Source organism: Cedecea sp., from assembly GCF_036500665.1.
Classification (GTDB): domain Bacteria; phylum Pseudomonadota; class Gammaproteobacteria; order Enterobacterales; family Enterobacteriaceae; genus Cedecea.
Genome location: NZ_DASYBS010000083.1, coordinates 46653 through 63763 on the forward strand (window position 1 = coordinate 46653; position 17111 = coordinate 63763).

Genomic DNA, 17111 nt, shown 5'->3' on the forward strand with positions numbered 1-17111 from the left:
TACATAATAGTGATGGCGTAAACCATCACATTGAGCGACAATTCAGCTTCGGTTGCTTCGGCAGCCGGGATAAACAGAATAATAAATGAAATTCCTCTTTGACGGGCCAATAGAAATATTGGCCATTTTTTTTACCTTTTTTTCAGTAATTCCGGCAAGTTACCTTCACCGTAAAGGTGCAGTGCCCCCACCGCAACCACATAGCGCCCGGCGGGCAGCTGCTGAAGAAATGCCTGCCACTGGCGGTTACGCTGGTGCATCAGTACATCGTATAGTTCATCACCAAAGGTATTTGGTAGTGCGATATTGCCCTGCTGGGGCGGCGTTTCCAGCCACCAGCCGATCATAATTTGCAGCAGGCGCGCGTTGGTGTGCCAGTGCTCCAGCGTGTCGTTCAGCAGCGGCATCCCACCCTCAGGCAGCGCCATCAGCAAATCTATCTGGCTTTGCGCGCCTTCAAGCTCGGTGACCGGCACGTTATAGCGCTGCGCGGCTTCCAGCAGCTGATAGTCAATGCCGTAGTCGGGGCGGAGACCAAGCCGCTGCGCCTGGTGTGCCTGTAAAATCAGCGCCACCTGCCAGGCTGGCTGGCGTTCAAGGCTGCTTAGCGAGATACCCAGTTCGCTGCAAAGGCTCAGCACCTGCTGGTAATCGTCCGGTGCCATACGCGCTTCCAGCTCGATGTCCTCCGCGATTTCACTGAACGGCGAATCACCGGTGCGGATATCCGCTTCGACAATCAGGGCATCTGCCTCACGCAGCTTTTTCACCAGGCGTGCGGAAAGCGGAGTCATGTCGCGTGTGCCCATATGAATGCTGCCCACGAGGTGCAGATAGCGCTTACCGGGGAGCGTGATATCAAGGGCAGGCCAGGGATAAGTAGAGGCTGTCAGACTGGAAAGCAGTGCGCTAAGACGTTGGAACAAACCCATATCGCGATTCCCTGGCTAAAAAGCCATGCTAACGCCCTGGGCTGGAAGGGGAAAGTAAAAAGTCGGCCTTCCGCTCAAAAGGAGAACGGCAGGCCGCAGAGAGGTTAGTCTTTCGGTTTAAAGCGCAGCAGACGGTTGGCGTTGCTGACCACGGTGATGGAAGAGAGCGCCATCGCGGCTCCGGCAACCACCGGGTTGAGCAGCGTGCCGGTCAGCGGGTACAGCACGCCAGCGGCAATCGGAATGCCAAGCGAGTTGTACACGAAGGCGCCCATCAGGTTTTGCTTCATATTGCGCAGCGTAGCCTTAGAAATGGCCAGCGCGTCGGCAACGCCCACCAGGCTGTGGCGCATCAGGGTGATGGCGGCGGTTTCAATCGCGACGTCGCTGCCGCCGCCCATCGCAATCCCCACTTCTGCCTGAGCCAGCGCCGGGGCATCGTTAATGCCGTCGCCCACCATCGCCACCTGGCGGCCCTGCTGCTGCAGATGTTTGATGGCGTCAGCTTTGCCGTCCGGCAGCACGCCCGCAATCACCTCGTCAATGCCAACTTCTTTGGCAATAGCGTTGGCGGTCACGGCGTTATCGCCGGTGAGCATCACCAAACGATAGCCGTTGCGATGCAGGCGCTGCAGCGCGCTTACGCTGTCGCTGCGAAGCGGATCGCGTATGGCTAACAGCGCCATGAGCTGGCCGTCTACCGCCAGCAGAACCGGCGTGGCGCCTGAACGTGCCTGCGTATCAATGCTGTCGACAAGCGGCTGCGTGTCCACGCCCTGTTCATCAAGCAGCGCTTTGTTGCCCAGCAGAAGTTTATGCCCGTCAACTTCACCGCTGACGCCAAGCCCCCGCAGAGTGCGGAACGAGGTGACTTCCGGCAGCGTTGAACTGCCTGCTTTTTCAATAATGGCGCGAGCCAGCGGATGACTTGAACCCTGCTCAAGCGCGGCCGCAAGGCGTATGGCCTGTACTTCATCCACGCCGGAGCGAGTTTCTACAGCAACCACCTGCGGTTTGCCTTCTGTCAGCGTGCCCGTTTTGTCAAAGACCACGGTATCCAGCGTGCTGGCGCGCTGCAGGGCATCGGCATCGCGAACCAGCACGCCAAACTCGGCGGCACGGCCCACGCCTGAAATAATCGACATCGGCGTCGCAAGGCCGAGGGCGCAAGGGCAGGCGATAATCAGCACCGTGGTGGCAATGACCAGGGTGTACACGATTTGCGGCGCCAGGCCGACAAAGTACCAGATAGCGGCGCTAATCAGCGCGATGGCTACCACGACAGGCACGAATATGGCAGAAATTTTATCGGCAAGCTGGCCTATTTCCGGCTTGCTGCTCTGCGCCTGGCGAACCATGCGGATAATACGGGACAGCGTAGTGTGGCTGCCGGTTGCGGTGGCCTTGAACAGCACGCTGCCGTCCTGCACCACGGTGCCGGCATGAATACCGTCGCCGCTTGATTTTTGCATCGGGACCGGTTCACCGGTCAACATCGCTTCGTCGAACCAGGCTTCGCCCTGGGTAATTTCGCCGTCAACGGGCACGCGGTCGCCGGTGGTCAGGCGCAGCGTCATTCCGGCGGTGACTTCCGCCAGCGGTAAGGTTTTTTCGCCTTCATCCGTCACTACTCGTGCGGTCGGCGGCGTTAAGTCCAGCAGACGTTCAAGGGCTTTGGAGGAGCGCTGACGTGCACGCTGCTCAAGCATATGGCCGAGGTTTATCAGGCCGATGATCATCGCGCTGGCCTCGTAGTAGAGGTGGCGGGCTTCCATTGGGAAGTGCTGCGGCCAGATATTGACGGTAATGGAGTAGAGCCAGGCCGCGCCGGTGCCGAGGGCGACGAGCGTATCCATAGTGGCCGCGCGGTTCATCAGGCTGCGCCAGGCGCTACGGTAAAAATGACCGCCGGCAAAGACCATTACCGCAAGGGTGATGATGCCGATGGTCAGCCACAGGGAGCGGTTGCTCTCGGTGACCATCATGTTGTCGCCGATCATGCCCCAGACCATCACCGGGATCCCGACTGCGAGGGCGACAATCGCCTGCCAGCGGAAGCGCTTCATGGCGGCGTTCGCCGTTTCCTGCTGACGTTCACGGCGTTTCTGGTCGTCTTCAATCGCTTCGGCGCCATAGCCTGCGTTTTCCACGGCTTTGACCAGCGATTCTGCGGAGGCGGTGCCCATTATCAGCGCACTGCGCTCCGCAAGGTTAACCCGTGCCTGGCTGACGCCCGGGACATTCTGTAAGGCATTTTGCACCCGGGAGACGCAGCTGGCGCAGCTCATACCGTTGATCAACAGCTGCTGGCTGTCATCGTCGGTAGACGCTGCCGGAAGCGAAGGGGCGACCGCTGTCAGTGCTTCCGACGGAGTTGATGACTCTGCCAGCGGTTCAGCCTTTGGGTGGCTGGCGACTTCTGCGCCGTATCCCGCTTGCTTCACGGTTTCTACCAGTGCTTCCGGCGTGGCGCTGCCGGTGACGCGGGCGTGGGTTTGGGTGACTTCAGCCTGCTCAACGTCTGCACGCTGCTCGAGGCTTTCTTTCACGCGTTTAACACAATGGCCGCAGGTCAGGCCATCCAGATTCAGATCCACAATGTGTGACATCGCAAGACTCCTGTATGATGGTGAGGTGAAATATTGACCGAAAGGATGATTCGGTTAACTATGAGAAAGGTTAAACCTTCCATCAAGGGGAAGGTCAAGCTTTTAAATTGCTGATTGAAAGGGATTTTTAAAATCAGCGTCCACATAGCGTCCACACTTCGACAAAAGTGTCCACATTACAAAGACAAAGCCTCGCAATATTGCGGGGCTTTTTACTTTTTTGTGTAGCTCATGGCGGTTAAACTTTTGGCGCAATTTCCCTATTTAAAGGAGCGTCATAGATGACAATGACTACATGCAGGAAGTGCGGGAGTGAAGTCGCTCGTAAAGAAAAAAAATGCCCGTATTGTGATGTTAAAAAACCAGGGGATCGATGGTGGCACCCTTTAGCTGCCCTGGCTGTTCTCATAGTAGTTTTGGGGGTGATTCCAAAGGCGTGCTCTTATATACCAGAGGCACCAAATGATACATCGTCTAACTACAAAAACACCTCACTCAAGCAATGGCGAAGCTTAGATAAAGATGAACGCTCTAAAATTATTGAAAGCTATTTATCTCAAGCTGGCTTATCTCTAAGCGCATCAACCGATTTTTACAAATGTATTAGCCAGCACTCATATACGAAAAATGATGATATCAAGGCTTCCGAGGCACTTGATTGGTGTAAGCAAGATTATCAGAAGGATCCGTCTTCTTTAGCCAAGATGGTAGATTTTGACGTTTTCAGAAGTAATGTCAGATTGTTTGATAGCTCATACCAACCGCTTATTGCTGCAATAAAAGACGACATGAATGATCCGTCTTCATTCAAACATTTGGAAACTAAGTATCGGTTTATCCTGGATGGTGCAGCACCTTATGCCATTGCCACAACCACTTATCAAGGTGCCAATAGTTATGGCGCAACGGTGAAAAATCAGTTATCCGCTAAAATCGATCTGAAGACTGGTCATATTGTCGAATACTTACGATGAAACGAAACCCCGCGATAATCGCGGGGTTCTTTTATAACGCAAGATTTAACTGATCCCTTCCATAGTGGGACGCCGGGAAGGCATCGCGAGGGATGAAGTCAGGCGGTAGCGGTGCAACACCTGCGCGTTTTGTAACTTCCCTTTCCACGCTGTTTAGCGTGGTAAATGACCGGCTACATTCCAGATTCTGGCACTGGTGATATTGACGGATTGTCATATCGGTTATTTTACGACTGGTACGGGTGCGGGCCATAGCCCCGCAAAATGGACATCTGAACATAATGATGGCTCCCCTGTGGGAGTTGAACTCCATTTCATTTTATTCAGTTTCCGCGATCCAGTCAGGTATTTTTGCTTCCAGCTCCAGCCGGGTGGTAAAACCGCTGTCGTCTATAACGTGCTCAGCACGCGCAATGATCCAGTCCTGATTATCTATTTCATCCTTAAAGCCGCTAACCGTTACGTGCATTTCGGGGTAAAGCTCAGCGCGGCCACGCGCCAGGGTGATCGAAAACTCTGCTGCGCCACGCTGAAGCTGCTGCCACTTTGCCGCCGCCGCACGTTTCGCCGCCTCTTCATTCTGGTAGGTTTTGCGCAGCACATAGACGTTACCGTCTGCGCCCTCCATGTAATCACCCTCACGGCTGCTGCTCTTCTCTTTTTTGGGCTTTGCAGGCTTGCGGCGCTTAACGCTGACCTTTTTCTTTTTGCCAAAATTCAGATCCAGCCAGTAAGCCCTGACGCCGGTATACGCATCCCGATCGGCAATACGAAAGCGATGCCGGTCGCCACTTGTGCGGTCAATATTGGCAGAGGGGAGCGCCTTCCCGTCAGCGGTCACACCACCACCCGGCAAAATAAACAGCAGACTGCCGTTCTTGACGGTGGCAATTGCGCCCAGCATGTCCGCCATGCGGGTAAGGAATGACATATCGCTTTCCTGTGTCTGGTCGGCGTGATCAATCTCAATATCTATGAGCATTTCACTGATCTGCGCCTTCAGTCCGTATCGGTGCGCTATTGCCGACACAACGCGCTCAACGGTCACGTCATGCCATGAGACTTCGCGCTTTACGTTGAATTCTTCACGAAAATCAGCGCTGCGGGCAGTAACGCCAATAGTATCTGCCGGGCCTTCGTGGGAAACCTCGTCAACCGTGTACAGCCCCTTGTAAATCAGCGGTTCACCCAGCCAGCCAAATGATACGGCAAGCTCAGCCCCGCGCGGCGGCAGTGCAACCATACCGTCACTGTCATCAATGGAAATAGATAGCTGATCGGCATCAAAGCCTCTGTTGTCCGTCAGTGACAACGACATGATCCGATCATCAAGCTGCGTCAGTACCTTGCCGCCCATCGTAATGTTGAATCCTGGACTTTTTACCGCCTCGGTAAGTGAATCGTTATAACTGCTGACGGCGTCGTTAAGTGATTTGGTCAGGTCTGTAAGTGCCATGCTTTCCCCCTTCTTCCGGCGAAGGATCCCACGCGCGCGGGAGAGACCAAATCGGTTTTTGTTGTCGCCGTCCGGCCAGACCCGCAATAGCGTGAGTGGCGGTCAAACATGGTGGATTATCACTGCGAACTCAATAACGTAATGGTGGAAACTATGGCGGAAGATCGCTTTCATGGTGCCCGCATCCGGGAAAATACCGACCTTGTGGCGGCTATCAATGACATAGAATCGAATGTCATTGGGGTCGTCGCCGTGGCGGATGATGCTGATGCGGAAGCCTTTCCCCTGAATACCCCCGTGTTAGTTACGCGGGTTAACAACGTGCTGGGTAAGGCGGGTAAAACCGGCTCCCTGTACAAAACGCTTAAAGCCATCGCTGACCAGACCAGCCCGAAGGTGATCGTTGTGCGCGTGGCAGCAGCTACGGAAGAAGAAGGCGGTAAAACGCAGGCACAGCTTATCATGGGCGGCACGGCAGAAGACGGCAGCTATACCGGCATGTACGCATTCCTGACGGCAGAACAGAAGGTCGGCTATCGCCCGCGCATTCTGGCTGTGCCGGGATACGACACGGAAGAAGTGACCTCCGCGTTGTGCGTCATTGCGCAAAACCTGCGCGCGTTTGTCTATGCCAGTTGTTACGGCTGTAAGACGATGGCGGAAGCCATCACCTATCGCGCAACCTTCGCCTACCGCGAACTTATGCTTATCTGGCCTGATTTCATCGCCTATAACCCGCTGACCGGAGAAAACGAAACCTTCCCGGCCCCGGCGTATGCCTGCGGCCTGCGTGCGCTGATTGACAACAATCAGGGCTGGCATAAATCGCTTTCCAACGTGTCGGTCAAGAACGTTCTGGGTATTTCGCAGGATGTTTTCTGGTCACTACAGGCAGAAGACAGCGACGCAAATGAACTGAACAACAAGGAGATCACGACGCTCATCAAGCGTAATGGTTTCCGGTTCTGGGGCAACCGCGTCACGGATACCAAAGACTACATCTTTGAGGTTTATACCCGTACCGCACAGATTCTGGCTGACAGCATTGCGGAAGCGCAGTTTGAGGCCATTGACGAACCGCTTACCCCGGCCAACGTCAAGGACGTGGTCAGCGGTATCAGTGGGAAACTCAGCTCACTGGTAACGCAGGGACGGCTAATCGGCGCTGAATGCTGGTTTGATATCCTGGATAACCCGACAACCGGACTTCGTCAGGGTCAGGTGCGCATTCGCTATAAATACACGCCCGTTCCACCGATGGAGGATCTGACGATGTACCAGACCTTCACCGATGAATACTTTGAATCGGCGTTCTCTTCGCTGGGAGGTGCATAAATGGCGGTTCCTCACAAACTGCGCCTGTTCACCTGCTTTGTGAACGGCAGCAATTGCATCGGCAAAGTCTCTTCCGTGACGTTGCCAAAGCTGACACGCAAGACGGAAGATTTTCAGGGCGGCGGGATGATTGGATCCGCAGCTGTGGATCTCGGTCTGGACAGTGGCGCGCTGGATACCACGATGGTGGTTGGTGGTCTGGTTCAGTCGCTTCTGCTGAACTACTGCGGCGATATCGACGAGACCCGCTTCCGCTTCGCCGGTGAGTATTACACCGATGGTGAAAGCCTGCTGGTTGAGGTCGAACTGCGCGGCCGCATCACCGAAATGGACGGCGGTGAAAGCAAGCAGGGAGAAGACACCTCCGTCAGTTACACGATGAAGAACACCTATTACAAGCTCACCATCGACGATAAGCCGTTGTTTGAGTTTGATCTGCTGAACTTCATCTACAAGAAAGACGGCAAGAATATCTACCCTGACCGCATTACGTCTGCGCTGGGAATGGGTAGCTGATTAACCTGATAAGTGGCGACACACCTGTGCCGCCCGGAGCATTCAACAATGAGCAAAAAAAACGATAACGCCATTACGCTGGCAAAACCCGTTGTTCGCGGCGATGAGAAAATTACTCAGGTTACGATCACGGATGAGATCAAACAGGCTGGCTCCCTGCGCGGCCTGAAGCTGGTCAACGTGATGAATATGGATGTGGATTCGGTGGCGGTACTGCTGACCCGCGTTACGTCACCGCGCCTCAAACAGACCGAAATCAACGAAATGGATACCCGCGATTTTGTCAGTCTGTCTGAAGCGCTCGTCCCTTTTTTGACGCCTGCGGGGTCTGGAGCATCGAACGAGGCGGAGACGGAGAATCAGTAACACTCCTGCGGTTCGACCTGATCGACGATCTGGTCGCTGATATCGCGGTTGTTTTCAACTGGCCGCCCTCTGAAGTCTTCACGATGGAACTGGGCGAAGTCATAGCCTGGCGTGAGCGGGCGGCTGTCCGAAGTGGAGCCAGTGACAGTGAAAAGCCTTAATATCCGCGTCGCGTTCAGCGCGATCGATAAACTTACCCGCCCGGTCAATGCCGCCCGCCAGAGTGCGGGCGGTTTGTCTGAATCCCTCAAAAAAACGCAATCCAGCATTAAAGATCTGGACAGTCAGTCCCGCACGTTCAACCGCCTGCGCGACAGCGTACAAAAGACCTCCCGCAAAATTGACGACGCCAGCCGGACGCTTGAAGGGCTTAATCAGGCGCAGCGGGAAGGTACACAGCTTACAGACAAGCAAAAAGCACATATGGCAGCGCTGGCCGCAAAGCTGGAGCGCCTGAACTCTGCACGCACGCAGGAAATGGTTAAGCTGCGTGCTGCCTCACAGGCGCTGCGCAGCCACGGCGTTTCGCTGGTCGGTAGCGATCGCACCATTCAGAGCGCCATACGACGAACCGAACAGTACAACCAGACGCTTGAGCGGGAACGGCGACAGCTTGCCGCTGTCACGCAGGCACGTGCGCGCTACGACCAGATGCAGCAAACGGCAGGCAAACTTCGCGGCGGCGGCACGATGGCCGTTGCCGGGGCCACTGCTGCCGGTTACGCAGCGGGACGCTTCTTATCCCCCGCCGTTGGGTTTGATCGGGAAATGTCCCGCGTGCAGGCGCTAACCCGCATAGATAAAAGCTCCGTTGACTTTTCCGCACTTCGTGAGCAGGCCAAAAAGCTGGGCGCTGAAACGCAGTTCACCACGACTGACGCCGCCAGCGGTCAGGCGTTTCTCGCTATGGCCGGTTTCACTCCGCAGGCCATTCAGGCCGCACTGCCCGGCGTGCTCAATATGGCGCTAGCCGGTGGTATGAATTTAGGCGAAAGCGCCGATATCAGCTCAAATATTCTGTCTCAGTTCCGTCTCGATCCCAAAGAAATGGATCGCGTCAGTGACGTACTAACGGGGGCGTTCACTCGCACCAACACCGATCTGCAAAATATCGGTGAGGCGATGAAGTACGCCGGGACAGGTCTTTCTAATCTTGGCGTCAGTGTTGAACAGACAACAGCCATGATCGGCGTAATGGCGAACGTAGGCCTGCGCGGGAGTATCGCCGGTACAGGTTTGCAGGCCACATTTTCACGCCTTGCCGCGCCAACCGGCAGGGCAAAAACCGCGCTTAAAGAATTAGGCGTAGAAGTCGCTGACGCAACGGGGAAAATGCGCCCTGCTGAAGTGGTTCTAACCGATCTCTATAAAAAGATTAGCAAGTACGGCGACACCGATAAGCTCTCATTCTTCAAAGATATTGCCGGTGAAGAGGCGTCAAAGTCATTCCAGGCTCTGGTTATGTCGGCCGGGAGCGGCGAACTTCAGAAGCTGCTGGGTGAACTGAAAAACGCCAAAGGCGAGGCACAGAAAGCCGCCAAAATAATGGCGGATAACCTTGATGGCGATCTCAAAAATCTGGACAGCGCCTGGGAAGGCTTCCGTATCCAGATTAACGATCTCGTCGATAATCAGCTTCGCGCCCTGACTCAGGGACTGAGTGACGTTGTGGGGAATATGACGCAGTGGGCGAAGGAAAATCCAAAGCTCGCCCAATCCCTGCTGGTTGTCGGTGGTAGCGTTCTGGCACTGACCGCCGCCATTGGCGGTACATCGCTGGCGATCGGCCTGCTGATGGGGCCACTGGCTAAACTCCAGTTAGGTTTTACCCTGCTGACAGGAGGCAGGGGCATAGCCGGAACGGTTGCCGCTCTGCGAACACTCGGCACGGCTTCTGGCCCGGCAATGGCAAGCGTGCGCGGATGGGGGCCAGTTCTCGGCTCGTTAGCAGGGAAAATGCGGGGAGTTTCAACCATCATACCCGCTATGCGTGGCGCACTTATGGGGGTATTTCTTGCACCTGGTGCCGCGCTGGTTGCACTGACTAAAAACCTCGGAATGCTTGCCCTCCGCCTGACAGGTTTACCGGCCATATGGAGCATGATCACTACTGCTGTTTCTATGCTGGGTACAGCACTGTCACTGCTGTTTAGTCCGATTGGCCTGATAGTGGCGGCGTTTATTGCTGCCGGAGTGCTTATCTGGCGGTATTGGGAGCCTCTTAAAGCTTTTTTTGCTGGCGTGTTCACCGGCATCATGGAAAGGCTGGCCCCATTACGTGAGACCTTTGCGCAATTCAGCCCCATCTTTGATGCGATGAGCAACGGTATCAGCCAGGTCTTTAACTGGTTCAAATCTCTACTTTCCCCAATGGAATCCAGCAAAGAAACACTGGATAAATGCGCCAGCGCCGGTGAGGTGTTCGGCAATGTCCTGGGCGGTGCGCTCCAGCTTGTCCTGGCTCCCGCAAAAATGCTGCTGGATACATTAGCCTGGATCCTTGAAAAGCTCGGCGTTCTGCCAGATGAGGCCGAAAAAGCCAGGAAGAAGATCGAAGACGCACAGCGCATGGCTGTTCTTCAGGACAAAGTCGCCCTTCTTCAGGGAGATATCGCGAAGGTTGCACCGAAAAAAGTTGAGGTGAAAAACGTTCCACCTGGAGCACCGCAACCCACATCACCGCTGACCGGCGATAACGGCACTATGCGTCGATTGCAGAACATCGACAGCAACACCAAAGCGACAGCCGATAACACGAAGAAGATCGGCCCCGGCGATATCGTGTTTAAAAACCTGCCGCGTGCGCTGGCCGTTCGTGGGGAATGGAAGGAATCGCAACTGGCCAGCACGGTCAGGAACAACGGGTTAAGCGCACGCCCCGCAGTGGTGGCTGCATCGCTTCCCGTTAAACAAGCGGAACTTCTGCCAGTCAGCCGCAACGCCAGCAGTATACCGGTTGCCACTGGAGGCTTTACGGGCGAAATCCACGTACATCTGCACGGCGTTGACCGGCAGGACGCGCGCGAAATTGGCCGGATTGCCGCCGACGCAGTGAATGCCGAAATGGCCCGCCTTGCGCGGCTCAATCGCGGCAGCTTCAAAGACAGAGATTAAGGGGAGGCAACATTATGATGATGATATACGGGATGTTCGTTTTTGAACTGAAGACACTGCCTTACCAGCAACTGCGGCACTCACTGAACTGGCGTCATGTGAAGAATGATCGCATCAACCGATCAGCAAAATGGCAGTACATAGGCGCTGGTGAGACGCAGATCAACCTTGACGGGGTGCTTTACCCGGAAATTACGGGCGGAGACGTATCTCTTACCGTGCTGGCAACGCAGGCATACACCGGGCGTCCGTGGCCTTTAATCAGCGGCGCAGGGCAGATTTACGGCATGTATGTGCTGACCGGACTACAGGCCACGCATACAGAGTTTGACCGCTACGGAAAGGCGAAAAAAATAGAGTTTTCGATCAGCTTCCAGCGCTGCGATGAAGACCTTCGCGAACGCCTGCAAGCATCGTCCGTTGGCGATCTGCTTTCAGGGCTGAAGGATAAAGCCACGTCTGCCTACAACTCTGCCAGTAGTACGCTGTCTGGCCTGTTCTGACGGTATCCACATAAAACTAAAGCGGGCATTTGCCCGCTTCACCTTCCGGAACACACCGCCATAACTGACAGTGCTGCAGCACCGTTAAAAATGACTGTACTCGATACACATGGCCAGCACGGTTAGAACCGGCCATACGTGACGGAATGAAAACTTATTCAGGCTTATCCGGCCAAGTGATATCCGGCGCTTTCGACGTGTCCACCGCCTGCACAGCTTTGATGTATTTCATCCAGGCGATCAGACTGGCTTTGTCTTCATCGCTGATAATGCCTAACTGTAATTCCGTCTGCCACAAGCTGATCGTCGTTTGTGCCTCTGCAAGTAACGCAGATTTCTGTTGTTCTGCTGCCTCCACGTCTGCCTTGTGCTGTGCTTCGTTATCCGTCACCCACTCGCTACCGCTCCATGTATCGTAAGGCGTAGACGGTGCCAGAGTTGTAGTGCCTTCCGGGTAATCCCCGGGCAAAGAAACGATAACCGCCTCACCTGTTTCAGTGCTGTATACCGTTTCACCCCGATGATCGGCGACGTATTCCCAGGCGGTAAAATCTGCTGTCCGGCAAATGGCCGAACCGGCTTTAGCTTCGCCTGGTGCATCAGTACAGGAATTTGCGGGAAGACCGACGCCTACAGCCAGATACTCAACCGATGAAGAAAGATACTCGTACGTCTCACCATCGTAGTTAAATACGGTAACATCACCCGCCACAGTGGCGATAAACTCACTGTTTAATTTTGCCTTCGCCATTATGCTGCCCTCACGATAAAGTTAAACGCCACGCTGCGAGGGCGGGTTTCCGTCGCCGTTCGTACCGCGCGGGAAGCATCAAACGACCAGTTGCAGGCACCATACCCAACATCAGGGCCTGGTGCAGGAGATAAACCAACTGATCCTATCTGATCGATTTGATTAAACGGCCCGGTATACATTGTATCCTTAAAAAGCTGAGTTCTTCCGAATGTACCGACGATATTCTGAATAGCATCGGCCTGCGCCGATAGCAGACTACGCCCGGAGTCCACGCCCCTACCATCATCCCAACCTCTCATGAACTCACCGCGCAAATCTGGTAATACGCCAGAGGGGTAAGCCGTCGCCAGCTTCGGATATTTGACTTTATCGAAGGTTGCACCATTGCACTTAAGCCAACCGCCTGGCGGCGTTGGCTGCGGCCACGGAAGTGGGAAGCCCACTGGAATATATTTATCAATATCCGCTGTTTTGAGATATTGGGGATGTGGGTCAGCGGCGGCAAGATGCGCGGCCAGCTTCTGATCTACATATGCCTTAACTTCAATAACAGCATCATCAACATATTTACGGGTTGCCAGCACCACGGACGGATCGATTTTCAGCGTTACCGCTTCGGTACTGCTGACAATCAGGATCACGCGAATAACCTGCACACGTCCGCTGCCTTCCTGCAACTGCGGTTTATAGGTCTCTGCGCAGTTGGCAACTGCAATCATATCGCCGTCTTTATCAAACAGGCCGATTTCACGGATCCACCATCCGCCCACGTCTTCCGGTATGACCTGTTCCGCAATGATCTGATTGGTATTTACCGGGTCGATAGTCAGCATGTTAAGTTGCGCGCGGCGCAGCTCATGCGTCAGCGCGGTTTGTGCCGGGTTCGGTGTCGGTAGCGCACCATTGCCATCACCTACGGCCATCTGGGTGATCTCAACCTGCGCACCCAATGCCGTGGCGTTTGCCAGTTTTGCCGCCCCGATATTGGTTAACAGGGCAAAATATTTAGTCGCCACTTGCAATCTCCACGGTATCAATTAAATGGACTGCCGCGCCGGTGTAGTCACCACCGCCCACGGATATGGTTTCAGGAAAATAGGGGTAAACGGTCAGCGTATCGCCGATATAACATCCCGCCCCGGCTTCGATATACCCCTGCGACTGAAGCGAAAGGGACAGGCCAGTCAGGTGGCGGCTTCTCGGCTTGGCATCGTCAATAAGGCGCTCAAGCTCAAGATAGGTTTCCTCCGTAATCCCCTGTTCCTGAATACCGATTTCAAGCCTGAAGGTTCCTGGCTCTCCATCGCTTTGCCACCATTCGATCACGCGCAGCAGAAAGCCGAAAGGTTCAACGACACGGCGCAAAGCGGAAATAGTGCCTTTCTGACGGTGAACCAGCCAGGAGGCTTTAATCACCTGCCGCTTGGTCTGTTCTGACCAGTTCTTATCCCAGCGGTCAACTGACAACGCCCAGGCGAGATAAGGCAGAAGATCTGCGGGGCATTCGTCCGGGTTCCACAGCTTACGCAGGTCAACAGGAATATCGGTAAGCCGTTCCGTCACCTTCTCCGTACTGCGCATAAAGCTGCTGGCCGAAGGCGGCAGCATGTTGTTATTCATCGGTGCCCCCGGTCTCAATCGTGAAAGACTCACACCGCGCCGCCTGCGTATCGGCGATCACAATATCGCTGTCAGGCTCCAGCAGCTCCACCCTCTGCACGCCCTGAACATGCAGCGCCGCCATAATGGCTGAGCGGGCAACATCACGGCCAATCTTTCCCTGTTGATTCAGCCAGGACTGAAGCGCGTCCTGTGCGGCGGTATGGATTGGTTCAGACTCCGGGCCGGGGTAGAAATACAGCAGCGCATTGATCTGATAATTCACTATCTCCGCTGCCTGAACGGTCAGACGATCGGCAACGGGGCGCTTATCGTCAGCAGACAGCGCTTTATCCACCGTCGCCAGCAATTCCGCACTGGCAGTGCCGTCGCCTTCGGTGGACAGCACAGAGACCACCACCACGGCAGGCGACGGGCTGATCGCTTTGGCGTCCGCCACTTTTCCGCTGGCACTTTTGGCAAAATATTCATATGCGCCAGTTGGCCCCGCCACGCTTAGCCCTTCAAACGCAGCCTGCGCCCGCAAACGCAGTGCGGTATCACTTTCCGTTACCGCGTCAGTAGTTGCCGTCTCTGGGGTGATGATCAGGCGTTCGGTGTTCAGGTTGCCCGCGAGATTATCAAGATCGGACGATACGGCATGGCTCAACATGCACGCCGCCGCACCGTCATTAATCCGCTGCCTGAGCATCATTTCACGGTAAGCAACTACCTGGGCGATCACGTTCAGCGGTTCGGATTCCAGCTCCAGCGCGGCGGCAACAGAAGCCTGCTGTTCCTGCGGGAATGCCGCCAGCATGACGGCTTTGACCTTGCTGAGAATGACTTCAAAGTCCAGCACTTCGATAATTTGCGGCTGCGGTAGCTGCGATAAATCAACTGTTGCCATTGCTGCCACTCCTTAGCGTCAGCGCACTGCCTGCCGTCTGCATGGTTTCGGTGATAATGCCGACCAGTTCAGCGGTAACAGCGCCATCCTTTGAATAACTGATATTGATGCCGTTCAGGGCAATACGCGGCTCCCACATCGTCAGGGCGATCACCGCCGCACTCATACATTGCAGGCGCGTCACTTCGTTCTGTGGTTCATCCAACAGATCAGGGATCATGCTGCCGTAGTCCCTCCGCATAACCCGGCTTGCCAGCGGCGTGGTCAGTATGTCGCGTACTGAATTCCACAGCTGATCGGTATCGGTAAGCTGGCCCGTGCCGTCCGGGTTCATCCCGGTATAGCGGACTGTCATTTCGGCCCCCCGGTGTTGCTGCTGCCACCCTGCACACCACCCTGCACACCACCATGCACGTGCGAATGAACCGTCACCCCGTTAGACGAAAGCGATCCGCCAGAATGGGTAACATTGCCCTTCATCGTGCCACCCTCCGACAGTTCGAACGTCCGCGCTTTCAGATGGTTGGTGCATTCCACAATCGGTGTTTCAAGCGTGACGCTGGCAGAGGCTTTGATATGTGCTGTCTTCATGCCCTGCGCTTCCAGCGCACTGGCTTCTGCGTCATAGCGGAAAGAGGCTCCGTCTGGCGCTGTCAGCACAATCTCTTTCAGGCTGCTGCCCGGCGCAGGGTTGTCACTGCTGTAGAGACTGCCGATAATGACCGCTGTTTCAGGGTTGCCACCGATACAGCCCAGCCAGACCTGCTCACCCATGGAAGGCGGCACCCAGATACTGAATGCCCCGGCGCGCGTGGTGTTCCAGCGCAGCCAGTCGGTCTGAAGCTCGCCGCTTTGCACGCGCACGCGCCAGCTCTCTTCATCAACAGCAATAACGACGCCGACGCGGAGGATATTTTCCAGCAGGCGGATCAGTTCAGCGCTCATCGTGCGGCACTCCCCAGGCTGTTAACCACCTGTTCCGTAATCATCCGCTCATCGCCAGCGGTAAAGCCCAGCAGCTCACGCACAGGATATTTAGCAAAGGCACCCGGCCCGACCTGATCGCGCTGGCCGTACTGGTGCACACGCGCAATGCGTGCCACCACACCGTCATAACCCACGGAAGTGCCGCCAGCATCAGCGCGCATTTTGAGAAAGCGATAGCTGCGCAGCCGCTGAAACATCGGCACTTTCTTTGCGGTGCTGCGGCGCACTGAGCGTGTATTGATCTCGATGTAACGCTCAATGTCGCTGCGGTAAAAGGTGCGAATATCGTTGCGCTCTTCGTCAAAGCCGGTAATGGTTCGCCCGTATTTTCCCCGGCCACCGTGCCAGTTTTTGAGGCGGCGTATCTCGCCCTGCCAGACAAACACAATGCCCTGTTGAGAACGTAGCACCCGGCGACGGCGGGCAGGATATGGCGAGCCTTCCGGGTTTTGCTGGGCTTTAATGCGCTGTTGCTGGCTCTTTCGCAGTGCCTGACCAACCGCGCGGGCGGTGCGAATACGTCCGGCCTGAGAGGTGCCCGCCAGTATGTCGCTGAAGACCTGATCCAGCTCACGGAAGAGATCGTTACTCATGGGCGTCAGCCTCCCATGTCACATCCTCAAAGATGGCGCTCCAGTCACCGTCCGCTGACGGGATGCGCGGCTTAGGCTCCGGCAAATGTTCCGCGCGCGGAATGCCGTTTGCATCCAGAGTGACCTTCACGCGCTCGCGCAGCGGCATTTCAAAAAGAATGTCGGCGGTATCGTCGTTGTTGATAAGGGTCGTAAATTTAATGTCCCGGTTTTTCTCAGGGTTCAGCAGCAGATCGGGCTGGTTGTGCCAGAGCCATGCCATTAACGGCAACGTGAAATCATCAATATCACCGGCAAAATTCATCACAAACAGCACCAGGGTATAACGGTACATAAACGATGGTGTTTCGCCGGTCGTCTCGATGTTCCCTTCTTCCACAAAAACGGTGAAGGCTTCAGGGTTGGCCCTGCACCATTTGTTAGCGCTGGTCAGGGTCTCGCGTAGTGAATCAGCTTTTAACAT

General features: G+C 55.4%; 19 protein-coding genes. 7 read left to right on the forward strand and 12 right to left on the reverse strand.

The features are described from left to right. Positions 1 to 131: 131 nt before the first annotated feature. Entirely contained in the window at positions 132 to 932 is an 801-nt protein-coding gene (locus VGM55_RS12955; protein WP_331635671.1) for a TraB/GumN family protein, read from the reverse strand. A 104-nt stretch (positions 933 to 1036) separates the two neighbouring features. Beyond that, positions 1037 to 3541: a copper-exporting P-type ATPase CopA gene (gene copA, locus VGM55_RS12960; protein ID WP_331635672.1), complete on the reverse strand. Its 2505-nt coding sequence runs from the start codon at positions 3539 to 3541 to the stop codon at positions 1037 to 1039. Positions 3542 to 3822: 281 nt separating this feature from the next. Between copA and VGM55_RS12965 the strand changes: the two genes are divergently transcribed. Next, positions 3823 to 4515 (forward strand): hypothetical protein, encoded by a 693-nt coding sequence (locus tag VGM55_RS12965; protein ID WP_331635673.1) that lies wholly within the window; start codon positions 3823 to 3825, stop codon positions 4513 to 4515. A gap of 31 nt (positions 4516 to 4546) precedes the next feature. On the opposite strand, the gene VGM55_RS12970 is transcribed toward VGM55_RS12965, so the two are convergent. Further along, positions 4547 to 4795: an ogr/Delta-like zinc finger family protein gene (locus VGM55_RS12970; protein WP_078002107.1), complete on the reverse strand. Its 249-nt coding sequence runs from the start codon at positions 4793 to 4795 to the stop codon at positions 4547 to 4549. A 39-nt stretch (positions 4796 to 4834) separates the two neighbouring features. Then, the gene (locus VGM55_RS12975; protein ID WP_331635674.1) at positions 4835 to 5971 is read right to left on the reverse strand and encodes a phage late control D family protein; all 1137 of its coding nucleotides are present in this window, start codon (positions 5969 to 5971) and stop codon (positions 4835 to 4837) included. Between the two features lie 153 nt (positions 5972 to 6124). Between VGM55_RS12975 and VGM55_RS12980 the strand changes: the two genes are divergently transcribed. From VGM55_RS12980 to VGM55_RS13005, 6 genes are read left to right on the forward strand one after another with little or no spacing between them, the layout of a single operon-like run. Beyond that, positions 6125 to 7306: a phage tail sheath family protein gene (locus tag VGM55_RS12980; protein ID WP_331635732.1), complete on the forward strand. Its 1182-nt coding sequence runs from the start codon at positions 6125 to 6127 to the stop codon at positions 7304 to 7306. Continuing rightward, complete coding sequence (locus tag VGM55_RS12985; RefSeq protein ID WP_331635675.1) at positions 7307 to 7822, forward strand: phage major tail tube protein; 516 nt, start codon at positions 7307 to 7309, stop codon at positions 7820 to 7822. Between the two features lie 48 nt (positions 7823 to 7870). Further along, positions 7871 to 8188 carry a phage tail assembly protein gene (locus VGM55_RS12990; RefSeq protein WP_040264587.1) on the forward strand — a complete coding sequence of 106 codons (318 nt, stop codon included), beginning with the start codon at positions 7871 to 7873 and terminating at the stop codon, positions 8186 to 8188. Positions 8189 to 8193: 5 nt separating this feature from the next. Further along, complete coding sequence (locus VGM55_RS12995; protein WP_032424037.1) at positions 8194 to 8349, forward strand: GpE family phage tail protein; 156 nt, start codon at positions 8194 to 8196, stop codon at positions 8347 to 8349. Continuing rightward, complete coding sequence (locus VGM55_RS13000; RefSeq protein ID WP_331635676.1) at positions 8336 to 11302, forward strand: phage tail tape measure protein; 2967 nt, start codon at positions 8336 to 8338, stop codon at positions 11300 to 11302. Before VGM55_RS12995 ends, VGM55_RS13000 begins: the two co-directional genes overlap by 14 nt. 14 nt (positions 11303 to 11316) lie before the next feature. Beyond that, positions 11317 to 11805: a phage tail protein gene (locus VGM55_RS13005; RefSeq protein WP_014072465.1), complete on the forward strand. Its 489-nt coding sequence runs from the start codon at positions 11317 to 11319 to the stop codon at positions 11803 to 11805. A gap of 154 nt (positions 11806 to 11959) precedes the next feature. On the opposite strand, the gene VGM55_RS13010 is transcribed toward VGM55_RS13005, so the two are convergent. The 8 genes from VGM55_RS13010 to VGM55_RS13045 are packed head-to-tail and all read right to left on the reverse strand — an operon-like array spanning position 11960 to position 17111. After that, positions 11960 to 12556, reverse strand: coding sequence for a tail fiber assembly protein (locus tag VGM55_RS13010; protein ID WP_331635677.1), 597 nt, complete (start codon positions 12554 to 12556; stop codon positions 11960 to 11962). Then, a complete protein-coding gene (locus VGM55_RS13015) occupies positions 12556 to 13575 on the reverse strand; it encodes a phage tail protein (protein ID WP_331635678.1) in 1020 nt (339 codons plus the stop codon). Before VGM55_RS13015 ends, VGM55_RS13010 begins: the two co-directional genes overlap by 1 nt. Continuing rightward, a complete protein-coding gene (locus VGM55_RS13020; protein WP_331635679.1) occupies positions 13565 to 14179 on the reverse strand; it encodes a phage tail protein I in 615 nt (204 codons plus the stop codon). The genes VGM55_RS13015 and VGM55_RS13020 overlap by 11 nt, the downstream gene beginning before the upstream one ends. After that, positions 14172 to 15068, reverse strand: coding sequence for a baseplate assembly protein (locus VGM55_RS13025; protein ID WP_331635680.1), 897 nt, complete (start codon positions 15066 to 15068; stop codon positions 14172 to 14174). The genes VGM55_RS13020 and VGM55_RS13025 overlap by 8 nt, the downstream gene beginning before the upstream one ends. After that, positions 15055 to 15423, reverse strand: coding sequence for a GPW/gp25 family protein (locus tag VGM55_RS13030; RefSeq protein ID WP_021312601.1), 369 nt, complete (start codon positions 15421 to 15423; stop codon positions 15055 to 15057). Before VGM55_RS13030 ends, VGM55_RS13025 begins: the two co-directional genes overlap by 14 nt. Further along, on the reverse strand, positions 15420 to 16013 hold the full coding sequence (locus VGM55_RS13035) for a phage baseplate assembly protein V (RefSeq protein WP_331635681.1): 594 nt from the start codon (positions 16011 to 16013) through the stop codon (positions 15420 to 15422). Before VGM55_RS13035 ends, VGM55_RS13030 begins: the two co-directional genes overlap by 4 nt. Continuing rightward, a complete protein-coding gene (locus VGM55_RS13040) occupies positions 16010 to 16648 on the reverse strand; it encodes a phage virion morphogenesis protein (protein WP_135495386.1) in 639 nt (212 codons plus the stop codon). Before VGM55_RS13040 ends, VGM55_RS13035 begins: the two co-directional genes overlap by 4 nt. Then, positions 16641 to 17111, reverse strand: coding sequence for a phage tail protein (locus tag VGM55_RS13045; protein WP_135495387.1), 471 nt, complete (start codon positions 17109 to 17111; stop codon positions 16641 to 16643). The genes VGM55_RS13040 and VGM55_RS13045 overlap by 8 nt, the downstream gene beginning before the upstream one ends.